Source organism: Pseudomonas sp. BS3782 TE3695, assembly GCF_050435305.1.
Lineage (GTDB): Bacteria > Pseudomonadota > Gammaproteobacteria > Pseudomonadales > Pseudomonadaceae > Aquipseudomonas.
In genome coordinates, this window is sequence record NZ_JBNDKB010000001.1 from 2822427 (window position 1) to 2836893 (window position 14467).

Below are 14467 nucleotides of genomic sequence, written 5' to 3' on the forward strand. Positions count from 1 at the left end.
ACTTGAGCCTGATTGGATCCAGAGCCTTGATTTTCAAAGGCTCTTGGGTTCTTTCAGTGCTGGTCAAATTAGTGGCTAATAGCTATAACTCCACAGTGGCCAAAGGGCTTTTCCGGCACCTGGCGTTTTGAGTTGTATCTATGTCGCTGCACGCCGTGCGCCCCAAGATCCTGGGTTTTATCCGCGAAGATGTTTCGGCCTGGCTGGTCGCCCTGTTGGCATTGCTTGTCGGCGGCATGCTCACGGGATTGCTGGCCTGGGCGACGTTCAATCAATTTCATCAGCAATTGCGGCAACGTTTCCAGCTGCTCGCCAGTGAGCGTTACAGCCGTATCGAAGAACGTTTCGAAGATCAGGAGCAGCGCCTCGACGGTCTGCGCCGGTTCTTCGTCCATTCAGAATCGGTGTCCCGCGAGGAATTCGACGGTTACGCCAAGCCTCTTTTGCATCGCACCCAGGCCTACTCCTGGGCCCCTCGGGTTTCCCGCGCCGAACGACCGCTGCTTGAGCGCGCGGTGCGGGAAGAAGGCTTGAGCGGTTTCACCTTTCGCGAACTGAGCGCCGACGGCCAGTTGCAACCTGCCGTAGAGCGGGACGAATACGTGCCGGTGCTCTACACCCAAACCCAGAGCCGACTGCCCACGCCGCTGGGTTACGACCTGCTGGCCCAGCCCATGCGTCGTTCGACCCTGGAACGCGCCGATCGCAATAGCCGCATGGCCGTGTCGCAACCGTTGCATCTGGTAGGCATCGAGCCCGCCTATTCGCGGGGCGTGTTGCTAGTGGCTCCGGTCATCCATCAGAACATCCCGAATGCTGCGCCCGCAGGCTATGTCATGGCGGTGATCAGCATGCGCCAGCTATTGGCGGACGGGCTGCCGGAGGAGAATCATGACTCTCTCTCAGTGCGTATCCTCGACTTGTCCACCGATGATCAGCATGAAGTGTTGTATGACTCGACCAACACGGCGGGGGGCAGTGACTTGTCTTCTACACGTTTGCTACGCCTGGCCGACCATGATTATCAAGTGGATATGCGTCCCAGCGCCGCGTTCCTGAAAGCCAACCATTCCTCGGTGGCCAGCCAGGTGGTGCTTGGCGGTTCGCTCAGCCTGCTGCTCAGTGTGTTTCTCTATGTGTTGGTCAGCCAGCGCCAGCGAGCGCTGAAAATGGTAGAGCAGCGGACCCGGGAACTTCACGAACGTGAGCAAGAGTTGCGAGGCACCCATGGCCAGTTGCGCGGTGTGCTGGATGCCGCGACTCAGGTGGCAATCATCGCCACCGACTTGCGCGGGGTGATCAGCACCTTCAATGCCGGTGCAGAGCAAATGCTCGGTTACACCAGTGCTCAGGTCGTAGGCCATATGACCCTGGAAAGCCTGCACCTGCCCCGGGAACTCGAAGCGCGCTCGGCCGAGTTGAGCGCGCGCTATGGCAAGCCCATTCCCACGTGTCAGGCGATGTTGGTCAAGGGCGGGGAAGAGGGCGGTCATGAAGCCCGGGAGTGGACGCTGATCCGCGGTGACGGCAGCCATTTGACGGTGAATATGCTGGCCACCCCGGTCCTCGATGAGCAAGGCTTGTGGGTCGGGCACCTGGCGATTTGTATCGACATCACCGAGCGCAAGCGCGTCCACGAAGCCCTGGCGGCTCGGGACCTGTTGCTGAAGAAACTCAGCGCCCACGTGCCCGGCGGGATCTACCAGTTCAAGATGGAATTCGATGGGCGCTTCAGCGTGATCTACGCCAGCGACGGTATGCGCGATATCTACGAACTCGAGCCGCAGGTGCTGTTGCTCAACGCCGAAGCGGTGTTCACGCGAATTCATCCGCAGGACACGCGTCGGGTTCGCGCATCGATCCAGGCCTCGGCGGCCAACCTCAGTCCCTGGCGCGAGGAATATCGCGTGCAGTTGCCCCAGCGTGGTCTGCGCTGGGTCCGTGGTGAGGCGACGCCAGAGGAACTGCCCGGCGGGGGTGTGCTCTGGCATGGCTATATCTCGGATATCTCCGACCTCAAGCGTGTGGAAGAGGAATTGCGCGCACTGTCGGTGACCGACTCCCTGACCGGGATCCATAACCGTCGCTATTTTCAAGAGCGCCTGACCACCGAAATGGCCCGGGTCGAGCGCGGCGGTGGCGAGTTGTCAGTGATCATGCTCGACATCGATCACTTCAAGCGCATCAACGATCAGCACGGCCATGCCGTGGGCGATCGGGTCTTGCAGGCCGTGTGCGAGCGCATTGGCGGTCGCTTGCGGCGCACTGACGTGTTCTGTCGCCTGGGCGGTGAAGAGTTCATGGTGCTCTGTCCGGATATCGACGGCGAACAGGCCCACGTGTTGGCCGTGGAGTTGTGGCAAGGGTTGCGCAGTGCGCCGATCGACGAGGTCGGGATTGTCACCGCGAGTTTCGGGATTGCCAGCTGGCGTGCCGGAGAGGGTGTGGATGCGTTGCTGTTGCGGGCGGACTCAGGGGTGTATGCAGCGAAACAGTCGGGAAGGGATAGGGTTGAGGGGCAGATGGATTAGGTCAGACAGGATGTTTGTGGTGAGCAGAAAAGATCGCAGCCTTCGGCGGCGCCCACAGGCGCGTAGGAGCTGCCGAAGGCTGCGATCTTTTGACTTTAAGGGTTACAACACCGAAGCCGTTTCCGGCAGTTTCGGCTGGCGATACAGGTCCAGCAGCACCTGATCCAGCACCGAGGAGGCGCCAAATGGTGCTTTGTCGTTGAGGATCGCTACCACCGCCCAGGTATTGCCATTGATGTCGCGGCTGTAGCCGGAGATGGCGCGCACGGTGTTCAGGGTGCCGGTCTTGACGTGGGCTTCACCGCGCATCGCGGTAGTCTTAAGGCGTTTGCGCATGGTGCCGTCGGTGCCGGCGATCGGCATCGAGCTGATGAACTCGGCGGAATACGGGCTGCGCCAGGCGGCTTGCAGCATTGCGGCCATTTCACGGGCACTCACGCGCTCGGCGCGGGACAGGCCGGAGCCGTTCTCCATCACCAGATGCGGCGCGGTGATGCCTTTTCTCGCCAGCCACTGACGCACCACGCGCTGGGCCGCCTTGGCATCGTCACCGTCGGCATCGGTGCGGAACTTCTGGCCCAGGCTCAGGAACAACTGCTGAGCCATGGTGTTGTTACTGTATTTGTTGATGTCGCGAATGATTTCCGCCAGGTCTGGCGAATAGGCCCGGGCCAGCACTTTGGCGTTGCTCGGCGTCGGTGCCAGACGATCCTGGCCCTGGATGCTGCCGCCCAGTTCCTTCCAGATCGCCCGCACAGCGCCAGCGGTGTAGGTCGCGTGATCAAGCAGCGACAGGTAGGTCTGGGAGCTGCAACCTTCGCCCAACTGGCCGCCGACGGTCACGGTGACGCTGCCATCAGCCTGGGGCACCGGGTTGTAACGCACGCCACCGGTGCATTGCTTGGAGTTGAGCGCCTTGACCTGATTGTCGATGCGGACGCTGGCAATCGGCGGCTCGACCGACACCAGGACCTTGCCCGAGTCGTTGCGCGCCACGAAGCGCAGAGCCTTGAGGTTGACCAATAGGGCGTCGGGCTTGACCAGGAACGGTTTGTTATCGTCGTTGCCGTCGTCATTGAATTCAGGCAGTTGCGGTTGCACGAAGAAGCCGCGGTCCAGCACCAGGTCGCCGGTGACCTGGATCACGCCGTTGGCGCGCAAATCGCGCATCAGTAGCCAGAGTTTTTCCATGTTGAGCTTCGGATCGCCGCCACCCTTGAGGTAGAGGTTGCCGTTGAGGATGCCACCGCTGAGGGTGCCGTCGGTGTAGAACTCGGTTTTCCACTGGTGGTTGGGGCCGAGCATTTCCAGCGCGGCGTACGTGGTCACCAGTTTCATGGTCGAGGCCGGGTTGACCGAAACATCCGCGTTATGAAGGGTTGGGGTGCCTGGGCCGTTGAGCGGGATCATTACCAGCGACAGGGCATTGCTCTGCAATTTGCTGGCCTTGAGGGCCTTTTCGACGTTGGGCGACAGGGCGGTGTTGATCGAAGCGGCGGAAACGGGGAGGGCCAAGGGTAAAAGAAGACTGGCCAGCAGCAATGGACGCAAAGATTTGATCATTTGAAATAAAACCCTACAGCCGAGGGGAAAAAAGACGAGGGCATGGAAATAAATTCCCTCAGCGGTCATGAAAGTGTCGGCATTATGCCCCAAGGTGCAGCAGCTTGTGCCGTACCCCGGTCGTCTAATCCGCTATTTTTTTACCGGCGGTAGGTGTAGCAGCATTCTGAGACGGGCAATCGGCGCCTTAAACTGCTAAAGTGCGGCCCGTTAATACTTATGAGGATTGTTCCAATGGCGACTAACCGTTCCCAGCGTCTGCGCAAAAAACTGTGCGTCGATGAATTTCAAGAGCTGGGTTTCGAACTGAACCTGGATTTCAAAGAAGATTTGGCTGATGAAGCCATTGATGCTTTCCTCGACGCGTTCCTGAAAGAAGCCATGGAAGCCAACGGTCTGGGCTATGTGGGCGGCGACGACTTCGGTCTGGTTTGCCTGCAGAAGCGTGGCTCGGTCTCCGAAGAGCAGCGTGCCGCTGTTGAAGCCTGGCTCAAAGGCCGCAGCGAACTGACCGAAGCAACCGTCAGCCCGCTGATCGACGTCTGGTACCCGGAAAAGCCGATCAATCCGGTAGCTTGATGTTGTAAAAAACGGCGACCCAAGGGTCGCCGTTTTTTTTGAAGATCAAAGGATCGCAGCCTCGTTTCACTCGACAGCTCCTACAGGGCAATGCATGCGATGGCAGGCGCTGTGTAGGAGCTATGTAGGAGCTATGTAGGAGCTGTCGAGTGCAACGAGGCTGCGATCTTTTAGTCGCCACGCCAATTCAAGATCAATAACGTCAACACCCCCGCCACAATCCCCCAAAACGCCGAACCGATGGAAAACAGCGTCAACCCCGACGCCGTCACCATGAAGGTAATCAACGCGGCTTCCCGTTCCTGCACTTGCGCCATGGCAATGCTCAACCCATTGATGATCGAGCCGAACAGCGCCAGCGCGGCAATCGACAGCACCAGTTCTTTAGGCAGTGCGGCAAACAACGCCGCCAGCGTTGCGCCAAACACCCCGGCAATCCCGTAGAAAATCCCGCACCAGACGGCAGCCGTGTAGCGCTTGTTGCGATCTTCATGGGCATGCGGCCCGGTGCAGATTGCCGCGCTGATGGCGGCCAGGTTGATCCCATGGGAGCCGAAAGGCGCTAACAGCAACGAGGCAATGCCGGTGGTAGTGATCAGTGGTGAAGCCGGCACGTTGTAGCCATCGGCGCGCAATACGGCGATACCCGGCATGTTCTGCGAGGTCATCGCCACCACGAACAGCGGAATGCCGATGCTGATGGTCGCGGCCAAAGAGAAATGCGGTGTAGTCCAGACCGGTGTCGCGACTTCCAGATGGAAGCCACTGAAATCCAGCAACCCCATAAATCCTGACAGCACAGTGCCGATCAACAGCGCGACGAGTACGGCGTAGCGCGGCGACAGGCGTTTAACCACTAGATAGGTGAAGAACATCCCCAGGACCAGCGCAGTGCGGTGCTGGGCGGCGACGAAAATCTCGCTGCCGATCTTGAACAAAATACCCGCCAGCAACGCCGCCGCCAACGAGGCCGGAATCCTTTTCACCAGCCGTTCGAAACTGCCGGTCAGGCCGCAGATAGTCACCAGCACTGCGCAAGTGATGTAGGCACCAATGGCTTCGCCGTAGCTGACACCGCCAAGGCTGGTGATCAGCAACGCCGCGCCGGGGGTCGACCAAGCGATGGTGATCGGGGTGCGGTAGCGCAAGGACAAGCCGATCGAGCACACCGCCATGCCGATAGAAATCGCCCAGATCCACGACGAAATCTGCCCGCTGGTCAGGCCCGCCGCTTGCCCGGCCTGGAACATCAGCACCAGTGAGCTGGTATAGCCGGTCATCATGGCAATGAACCCGGCGACGATGGCCGAAGGTGATGTGTCAGTCAGAGGGCGAAGCTGCGTGTGCGTGGCGTCGGTCATGACAGCGGTGTTCCTTATGTATAAAAGCTGAATCCGGAAGAGCTTTTGTGGCGAGGGGGCTTGCCCCGTTGGGCTGCGAAGCGGCCCCCAAACAATCCAATGCGATCAGACAGATAAATTGCGTTTGCAGCATTTACGACGGCTTCGCCGCCGAACGGGGGCAAGCCCCTCGCCACACATTCATCCCAGGCTCATGAGCACAGGTTTGCTGGTTCAAGCCTAAACTGAAAAGTAACCGGTCGTTGCAATACAGCGAGGGCGACAAACAGCCGTACAGTCGTGTTGCCACCTTCCATTGTGTACAATCGCGGTGTTTTTTACGCGATACTTGCCAGCGACCCACTGTGCCGTATTACAGTCACGGTCAATTCGCCGCAGTTCTCCCGACTCGAGTGCCCATGAACGAACAGTTGCAACCCCTCAAGAAACAACCGCGAGCAGGCAAAGCCGGCCGCAGCGGTACCCAGGACGATATGGTCTACGCGCATATCTTCGAGGCCATCCTCGAACAGCGTCTGGCGCCCGGCACCAAGTTGAGCGAAGAAGCGCTGGGGGAAATTTTCGGGGTCAGCCGCACCATCATTCGCCGCGCGCTGTCGCGCCTGGCCCATGAAGGCGTGGTGTTGCTGCGACCGAATCGCGGCGCGGTCGTCGCCAGCCCGAGTGTCGAAGAGGCCCGTCAGGTGTTTCTGGCGCGGCGTCTGGTGGAGCGGGCGATCACTGAATTGGCGGTTCAGCACGCCACTGCCGAGCAACTTCTCGAACTGCGGCAGATGGTCAATGACGAGCGCGACAGTTTTTCCCGTGGCGATCGTGGTGCCGGAATCCGTCTGTCAGGCGAGTTCCATTTGAAACTGGCCGAAGCGGCGAAAAATGCCCCGCTGATCAGCTTCCAGCGCAGCCTGGTGTCGCAGACTTCGTTAATCATCGCCCAGTATGAAAGCGGCAACCGTTCCCACTGTTCCTACGATGAACACACCCAGTTGATCGACGCGATCGAAGCGCGGGACGCGACGCTGGCGGTGGATCTGATGATGCATCACATGGACCACATCGACAGCAAGCTCAACCTCGACGAAGACAGCGCGTCGGATGATCTGCATGCGGTGTTTTCGCATTTGTTGCAGACCAGGAAGCCTGGGCGCTCGACTGCCAAGCTCTGATTTATTGGAGCCGCCGAAAAGATCGCAGCCTTCGGCAGCTCCTACAGGGGGAAGCGTACACCCGTAGGAGCTGCCGAAGGCTGCGATCTTTTGGCATTCTGACAGGCAAAAAAAATCCCCCGCAACCAACGATTGCGGGGGATTTTTTATGCCCGGAAGATCTTAGCGCTGATGCACCAGATTCCCCGCCGCATACGTCTGCAGAACAGTCCGGTCATCCCCCAGCGTCATCAATACAAATAACGTCTCGGCGATGTTATTGGCCTGTTTCAGGCGATAGCTGAGCAATGGCGTGGCGTTGTAGTCCAGCACCAGGAAGTCCGCGTCGGTGCCCGGTTGCAAAGTACCAATCTTGTTTTCCAGACGTAGCGCGCGGGCGCCGCCGAGGGTGGCCAGGTACAGCGACTTGAACGGGCTCAGTCGCGCGCCTTGCAGTTGCATGACTTTGTAGGCTTCGTTCAGGGTTTGCAGCAGCGAGAAGCTGGTGCCGCCACCGACGTCGGTACCGAGACCGACATTGAGTTTGTGCTTCTCGGCCATCGGCAGATTGAACAAGCCGCTGCCAAGGAAGAAGTTGGAGGTCGGGCAGAAGGCGATCGCCGAGCCGGTTTCGGCCAAGCGCGCGCATTCGTCGTCGCACAGGTGTACGCCGTGGGCGAATACCGAGCGCTCGCCGAGCAATTGGTAGTGATCGTAGACATCCAGGTAGCCTTTGCGCTCCGGGAACAGCGCCTTGACCCACTCGATTTCCTTGAGGTTCTCGCTGATGTGGGTCTGCATGTACAGATCCGGGTATTCGCTGAGCAACTGGCCGGCGAGGGTCAGTTGTTCCGGGGTGCTGGTCGGGGCGAAGCGTGGGGTGACCGCGTAGTGCAAGCGGCCCTTGCCGTGCCAGCGCTCGATCAGCGCCTTGCTTTCAACGTAGCTCGATTCGGCGGTATCGGTCAGGTAGTCCGGCGCGTTGCGGTCCATCATCACTTTACCTGCGATCATCCGCAGGTCCAGCTGTTCGGCAGCCTCGAAGAACGAGTTCACCGATTGCGGATGCACGCTGCCGAACACCAGCGCCGTGGTGGTGCCGTTGCGCAGCAGTTCCTTGATGAAAATGTCCGCGACTTCGTCAGCGTGATCCTTGTCGGCAAACTGGCTTTCGCACGGGAAGGTGTAGGTATTCAGCCAATCCAGCAGCTGTTCGCCGTAGGCGCCGACCATGCCGGTTTGCGGCAGGTGAATGTGGGTATCGATGAAACCCGGGGTGATCAGTGCGTCCCTATAGTGCGTGACCTGGATATCGGCGGGCAGGGTCGGCAGTAATTCGCTGGCGTGGCCGATGGCGCTGATCTGGCCGTTATCGACCACCAGCAGACCGTCTTCGAAATACTCGTATGAGGCTTCGATACCCACTTCGGCGGGATCGGCGATGCTGTGCAGAATGGCGGTGCGGTAGGCTTTGCGAGTCAGGGGCATGAGCGTTCTCAATTGGTTCGAAGCTGTTCAGTTCGAAGCTTTCAGTTCAAAGCATTCAGTTCGAAGCTTGGCTGCGGCGCGAAGCCGGCAGCAGTTTGGCGATCGATGATCCGGCGCTGGCGGTGTGCTGGCCGAAATTCGCGTTATAGGTGGCGATGATTTCGCCGGCGATGGAGATGGCGATTTCCACAGGCAACTTGCCTTTGACTTCGCCGATGCCCATCGGGCAGCGCATGCGTTGCAGCACGGTGCTGTCGAAACCACGGTCACGCAGGCGGTGTTCGAACTTCACCCGTTTGGTCTTCGAACCGATCAGGCCGAAATAGGCGAAGTCGTTGCGCTTGAGGATCGCCGCAGTGAGTTCGAGGTCGAGTTGATGGTTGTGGGTCATGACGATGCAGTAGCTGCCGACGGGCAGGTCATCCACTTCATCCAGCGGTTCTTCAGTGATTATTTTGCGCACGCCGTGGGGGATCTGTTCCGGGAATTCGGCTTCCCGCGAATCAATCCAGCGCACCCGGCAGGGCAGGCTGGCGAGCAGCGGCACCAGCGCCCGGCCGACGTGGCCGGCGCCAAACACAGCGATCTGCGCCTGAACCTGGCCCATCGGTTCGAACAGCAATACGGTCACACCACCGCAGCACTGACCCAGGCTGGCGCCGAGGCTGAAGCGCTCAAGGTGGGTGTCCTGCTTGCCGCTGGCAAGCATCTCGCGGCCGATCTGCATGGCCTTGTATTCCAGATGACCGCCACCGATGGTGTCGAAGGTCTGGTTGGCGCTGATGACCATTTTCGAGCCGGCATTGCGCGGCGTCGAGCCGAGCTCTTCGATGATGGTCACCAACACACAGGGTTCACCCCGGGTTTGCAGGTCGGCGAGGGCGTCAATCCAGTTGTACATGTTTTCACCTCTACAACTTTGTTGTCTGTTCGGCCGTCTTCGCGAGCAAGCCCGCTCCCACATTTGGAATGCATTCCCCTGTGGGAGCGGGATTGCTCGCGAAGGCCGCGCCTCGGTCCTAGAGCGAAGCCAACTCGACTTCAGCCTCAACAGGCTTCAAAGCCTTCAACTGCCGCATCTGCTCGCAACCCCACAACACCCGCTCCGGCGTCGCCGGTGCGTCGATTTTCGGTTGATGCTGGTAGTCGCCCAAACTGGCGACGGCGTCCTTGATCGCGCACCACGCGGCGATGCCGAGCATGAACGGCGGCTCACCCACGGCCTTGGAATGGAACACCGTGTCTTCCGGGTTCTTGCGGTTTTCCACCAGCTTCACCCGCAGGTCCAACGGCATGTCCGCCACCGCCGGGATCTTGTAGCTGGCCGGGCCGTTGGTCATCAATTTGCCCTTGTTGTTCCACACCAGTTCTTCCATGGTCAGCCAGCCCATGCCCTGGATGAAACCACCCTCGACCTGCCCGATGTCGATTGCCGGGTTCAGCGAGTCGCCGACGTCGTGAAGAATGTCGGTGCGCAGCATCTTGTACTCGCCGGTCAGGGTGTCGACGATCACCTCGGCGCAGGCTGCACCAAAGGCGTAGTAATAGAACGGCCGACCACGGGCCTGGCTGCGGTCGTAGTAGATTTTCGGAGTCTTGTAGAAGCCGGTACTCGACAACGAAACCTGGGCGAAATACGCCTGCTGGATCAGCGCTTCAAACGTCAGGATATGATCGCGAACCCGCACGTGACCGTTGTGGAATTCCACGTCTTCTTCGCTGACCTTGTATTGCCGCGCGGCGAATTCCACCAAGCGTCTCTTGATGATTTCAGCCGCGTTTTGCGCCGCTTTACCATTGAGGTCGGCGCCGCTCGAAGCAGCGGTTGGCGAGGTGTTCGGGACCTTGTCGGTGTTGGTCGCGGTGATCTGCACGCGGTCCATTTCCACCTGGAACACTTCAGCCACGACTTGCGCAACCTTGGTGTTCAGACCCTGGCCCATTTCAGTGCCGCCATGGTTCAAGTGGATGCTGCCGTCGGTGTAGATGTGGATCAGTGCGCCGGCCTGATTGAGGAAGCTGGCGGTGAAGGAAATACCGAATTTCACCGGGGTCAGCGCCAAACCTTTTTTCAGGATCGGGCTGTTGGCGTTGTAGCGACGAATCGCTTCGCGGCGCTCGGCGTACTGGCTGCTTTCTTCCAGTTCGGCGGTCATTTCCTCGAGCATGTTGTGCTCGACGGTCTGGTAGTAATGAGTGATGTTGCGCTCGGTCTTGCCGTAGTAGTTGGCCTTGCGCACGGCCAGTGGGTCGAGACCTAGATGCCGGGCTATCGCGTCCATCACTTCTTCGATGGCGACCATGCCTTGCGGGCCACCGAAACCCCGGTAAGCGGTGTTCGACGCAGTGTTGGTTTTGCAGCGGTGACCGTTGATGGTAGCGTCGCCCAAATAGTACGAGTTGTCGGCATGGAACATCGCGCGATCGACAATCGATGCCGACAAATCCGGTGAGCAACCGCAGTTGCCGGCCAGTTCCAGCGCAATGCCATGCAAGCGACCGGTGCTGTCGAAGCCCACGTCGTACTCGACGTAGAACGGGTGACGCTTGCCGGTCATCAACATGTCTTCGACACGCGGCAGGCGCATTTTGGTCGGCTGACCGGTCAGGTGCGCGATCACCGCGCACAGGCACGCCGGGCTAGCCGCTTGAGTTTCCTTGCCGCCGAAACCACCGCCCATGCGGCGCATGTCGACGACGATTTTGTTCATCGACACGTCCAGTACTTCGGCCACCAGTTTCTGCACTTCGGTGGGGTTCTGCGTCGAGCAATAGACGATCATGCCGCCGTCTTCAGTCGGCATCACCGAAGAGATCTGGGTTTCCAGATAGAAGTGTTCCTGGCCGCCGATGTGCAGCGTGCCCTGGATGCGATGTTCGGCAGTAGAAAGCGCAGTGGCCGAATCGCCACGCTGATGGGTGTGGCTGTCGAGCACGAAATGGCGTGTGCGCAGCGCTTCTACCACGTCCAGAACCGGTTCCAGATCTTCGTATTCGATGATCGCGGCCATCGCTGCTTTGCGTGCGGTTTCCAGATCTTTCGCTGCGACGGCGAGTACCGGTTGACCGACGAATTGCACGTCGTCAATTGCCAGCAACGGGTCGCCCGGCAGCAATGGGCCGATGTCTTTCAGGCCCGGCACGTCTTCGTGGGTAATGGCGATGCGCACGCCTTCGAAGGCGTAGCAGGGCTTGGTGTCGATGCTGATGATTTTCGCGTGGGCGCGATCCGACAGCCGTGCGTAAACGTGCAGCTGATTGGGGAATTCCAGGCGGTCGTCGATGTACTGCGCTTCACCGGACACGTGCTTGTCGGCGCTGTCATGCTTGACGCTGCGGCCGACACCGGTGGTCAGGTCCTTGGCGAACAGTTCAGCCAATTCGGCTTGGGTCTTCTCTACAGCGTGATGATTAGACATAAGCGGTCACCCGAGTCTCGATGTGCGGTGTTTGCAGTTCGATGAAGTACTTACGCAAAAGGTTCTGCGCGCTGAGCAGGCGGTATTCCTTGCTGGCGCGGAAGTCCGAGAGCGGCGTGAAGTCTTCGGCCAATGCAGCGCAGGCGCGTTCGACGGTGTCGTGATTGAACGGCGCGCCGAGCAACACCGTTTCGCAATTATTCGCACGTTTCGGAATCGCGGCCATGCCGCCGAACGCCACGCGTGCGTCCGCGATCATGCCGTTGTCGATGCGCAGATTGAACGCGGCGCAAACGGCGGAAATGTCATCGTCCAGACGCTTGGAGACTTTGTAGGCGCGGAACAGTTGTTCGGCGCTGGCACGCGGCACGATGATCTTTTCGATGAACTCGCTTTCCTGACGCGCGGTCACCCGGTAATCGATGAAGTAATCTTCCAGGGCCATGGTGCGGCGTGTTTCGCCCTTGCACAGGACGATCTGCGCGCCGAGGGCGATCAGCAGCGGTGGTGAATCACCGATCGGCGAGGCGTTGCCGATGTTGCCGCCGAGGGTGCCTTGATTGCGGATCTGCAAGGAAGCGAAGCGTTGTAGCAATTCGCCGAAGTCCGGGTACTCGGCCTTCAAGGCGTCGTAGCAGTCGGAGAGGGCGGTGGCGGCGCCGATTTCCAGGCGATCGTCGAAGCGTTCGATGCGTTTCATTTCAGCGACATTGCCGACGTAGATCATCACCGGCAAGGTGCGGTGGAACTGGGTGACTTCCAGTGCCAGATCCGTCCCACCGGCCAGCAAGCGAGCTTGTGGATAAGCGTCATAGAGGTCGGCCAGATCGGCCACGGTCAGCGGCACCAGGCAGCGCTTGTCGCCACTGTTGAGTTCGCCGATATCGGTGGGGGCGATGGCTTTCAGGCGAGCGATAGTTTCCGCTTCGCGAGCATCGAATTGGTCGGGTTGTTTGCCGCAGCAAGATTGCTCGGCAGCGGCCAGAATCGGCCGATAGCCTGTGCAACGGCAGAGGTTGCCGGCCAGTGCTTCGTGAGCTTTATGGGCGTCCGGTTGATCGCTGTTCTTTTGCAGCGCGAACAGCGACATCACGAAGCCCGGCGTGCAGAAACCGCATTGCGAACCGTGGCACTCGACCATGGCTTTTTGCACGCTGTGCAGCTCGCCCTGGTGCTTGAGGTCTTCGACGCTGATCAGTTGCTTGCCGTGCAAGGAGGAGACGAATGTCAGGCACGAGTTGAGGCTGCGATAGCGAATGTGTTCGCGGCCATCGTCGTCCGTCTGCAACTCGCCGACCACCACGGTGCAGGCGCCACAGTCACCGCTGGCGCAGCCTTCTTTGGTACCGGGTTTGCCCACATGGTCGCGCAGGTAATTGAGCACGGTCAGGTTCGGGTCCAGGGCGTGCTCGCTACGGAGTTCCTGGTTTAGTAAAAACTGGATCACGGAAGGCCTCGCAAACTCATTATTGTTGTTAACCGACATGAGCCGAATTTATCAGGTCTGACTTTTCGGTCAATGATTTTCTGACTTAAAGGTCAGGAAATAGCATTTTGTCGATCAACGACTCGTTCCTTCATTATTGACCCTCACGGGATAGCTTGCCTTTTGCGTGAATCTTGCGCGAATCGTGCCAAAAACCGCTGGGTGGGCACTCCGCCATGACCCATCAATTGCGCTACACTGCGCCGCTTGTGCAGATCGAAGAGTTTGAAGGACAACCATGACGTTCAAGGCGCCGGACAGCCTCGCCGAGCAAATCGCTCACCACCTCGCCGAACGTATCATTCGCGGCGAAATGAAGCCGGGGGAGCGCATCCAGGAACAGAAGGTCACGCTGGCCCTCAATGTCAGCCGCGGTTCAGTCCGTGAAGCCTTGCTGATCCTTGAGCGCCGCCACTTGATCGCGATTTTGCCGCGACGTGGCGCCCACGTGACCGAACTGACCGTGCACAAGGTGCAAAGCCTGTGTACGCTGATGAGCGAGTTGTACATTCTGCTCGGCAATTCCGTGGCCAACGGCTGGCGCGTTCAGGCCGACATGGCGCCGTTCATGGAGATCCAGCAGCGCCTGACCGCCAGCTACGAACGCCAGGACATCCGCACGTTCGTCGATGACAGCTTCAGCGTGATGCGCGCCGCCTATCCGTTCGCCAACAACCCGTACTTGCAGGAAACCGTCGAGAATCTGCAGCCGGCCATGAGCCGCGCGTATTTCCTCGCCCTGGATCAGCGCAAGGCCTCGATGAGCGAGTTTCTCGAGCTGTTCGAACGCTTGCTCGCTGCCGTGCTGGCTCGTGACCTTCCTCAGATTCGCGTGGTGCTGACGGCGTATGCCCAGCGCAGTTGCGATCTGGTGGTCTCTGCCCTGACGGTCGCTTAA

At 59.6% G+C, this 14467-nt stretch carries 10 protein-coding genes; 4 read left to right on the plus strand and 6 right to left on the minus strand.

The features are described 5' to 3' along the window. Nucleotides 1-140: 140 nt before the first annotated feature. Nucleotides 141-2531: a sensor domain-containing diguanylate cyclase gene (locus ABH909_RS13020; RefSeq protein ID WP_429433594.1), complete on the plus strand. Its 2391-nt coding sequence runs from the start codon at nucleotides 141-143 to the stop codon at nucleotides 2529-2531. A 102-nt stretch (nucleotides 2532-2633) separates the two neighbouring features. On the opposite strand, the gene dacB is transcribed toward ABH909_RS13020, so the two are convergent. After that, nucleotides 2634-4094, minus strand: a complete 1461-nt coding sequence (dacB, locus tag ABH909_RS13025) for a D-alanyl-D-alanine carboxypeptidase/D-alanyl-D-alanine endopeptidase (RefSeq protein WP_429433598.1) — start codon at nucleotides 4092-4094, stop codon at nucleotides 2634-2636. Nucleotides 4095-4328: 234 nt separating this feature from the next. On the opposite strand from dacB, the gene ABH909_RS13030 reads away from it, so the two are divergent. Further along, nucleotides 4329-4673 (plus strand): YggL family protein, encoded by a 345-nt coding sequence (locus tag ABH909_RS13030; RefSeq protein WP_007896965.1) that lies wholly within the window; start codon nucleotides 4329-4331, stop codon nucleotides 4671-4673. A gap of 170 nt (nucleotides 4674-4843) precedes the next feature. Here ABH909_RS13030 and ABH909_RS13035 read toward each other — a convergent pair whose 3' ends face one another. Continuing rightward, nucleotides 4844-6034, minus strand: coding sequence for a benzoate/H(+) symporter BenE family transporter (locus ABH909_RS13035; RefSeq protein WP_429433600.1), 1191 nt, complete (start codon nucleotides 6032-6034; stop codon nucleotides 4844-4846). 398 nt (nucleotides 6035-6432) lie between these two features. On the opposite strand from ABH909_RS13035, the gene ABH909_RS13040 reads away from it, so the two are divergent. Continuing rightward, on the plus strand, nucleotides 6433-7197 hold the full coding sequence (locus ABH909_RS13040) for a GntR family transcriptional regulator (protein WP_429433602.1): 765 nt from the start codon (nucleotides 6433-6435) through the stop codon (nucleotides 7195-7197). 162 nt (nucleotides 7198-7359) lie between these two features. Here ABH909_RS13040 and guaD read toward each other — a convergent pair whose 3' ends face one another. From guaD to xdhA, 4 genes are all read right to left on the minus strand, one after another. Next, nucleotides 7360-8664, minus strand: a complete 1305-nt coding sequence (gene guaD / locus ABH909_RS13045; protein ID WP_429433604.1) for a guanine deaminase — start codon at nucleotides 8662-8664, stop codon at nucleotides 7360-7362. Nucleotides 8665-8719: 55 nt separating this feature from the next. Then, on the minus strand, nucleotides 8720-9565 hold the full coding sequence (gene xdhC / locus ABH909_RS13050; RefSeq protein ID WP_429433606.1) for a xanthine dehydrogenase accessory protein XdhC: 846 nt from the start codon (nucleotides 9563-9565) through the stop codon (nucleotides 8720-8722). Nucleotides 9566-9683: 118 nt separating this feature from the next. Then, a complete protein-coding gene (gene xdhB / locus ABH909_RS13055) occupies nucleotides 9684-12083 on the minus strand; it encodes a xanthine dehydrogenase molybdopterin binding subunit (RefSeq protein WP_429433609.1) in 2400 nt (799 codons plus the stop codon). After that, on the minus strand, nucleotides 12076-13530 hold the full coding sequence (xdhA, locus tag ABH909_RS13060) for a xanthine dehydrogenase small subunit (RefSeq protein ID WP_429433612.1): 1455 nt from the start codon (nucleotides 13528-13530) through the stop codon (nucleotides 12076-12078). The genes xdhB and xdhA overlap by 8 nt, the downstream gene beginning before the upstream one ends. 277 nt (nucleotides 13531-13807) lie before the next feature. Between xdhA and ABH909_RS13065 the strand changes: the two genes are divergently transcribed. Next, nucleotides 13808-14467 (plus strand): GntR family transcriptional regulator, encoded by a 660-nt coding sequence (locus ABH909_RS13065; protein ID WP_429433614.1) that lies wholly within the window; start codon nucleotides 13808-13810, stop codon nucleotides 14465-14467.

Coding starts and splice junctions, on each gene's coding strand:
- ABH909_RS13020 (WP_429433594.1), top strand. CDS start 141: ATGTCGCTGCACGCCGTGCGCCCCAAGATCCTGGGTTTTATCCGCGAA.
- dacB (WP_429433598.1), bottom strand. CDS start 4,094: ATGATCAAATCTTTGCGTCCATTGCTGCTGGCCAGTCTTCTTTTACCC.
- ABH909_RS13030 (WP_007896965.1), top strand. CDS start 4,329: ATGGCGACTAACCGTTCCCAGCGTCTGCGCAAAAAACTGTGCGTCGAT.
- ABH909_RS13035 (WP_429433600.1), bottom strand. CDS start 6,034: ATGACCGACGCCACGCACACGCAGCTTCGCCCTCTGACTGACACATCA.
- ABH909_RS13040 (WP_429433602.1), top strand. CDS start 6,433: ATGAACGAACAGTTGCAACCCCTCAAGAAACAACCGCGAGCAGGCAAA.
- guaD (WP_429433604.1), bottom strand. CDS start 8,664: ATGCCCCTGACTCGCAAAGCCTACCGCACCGCCATTCTGCACAGCATC.
- xdhC (WP_429433606.1), bottom strand. CDS start 9,565: ATGTACAACTGGATTGACGCCCTCGCCGACCTGCAAACCCGGGGTGAA.
- xdhB (WP_429433609.1), bottom strand. CDS start 12,083: ATGTCTAATCATCACGCTGTAGAGAAGACCCAAGCCGAATTGGCTGAA.
- ABH909_RS13065 (WP_429433614.1), top strand. CDS start 13,808: ATGACGTTCAAGGCGCCGGACAGCCTCGCCGAGCAAATCGCTCACCAC.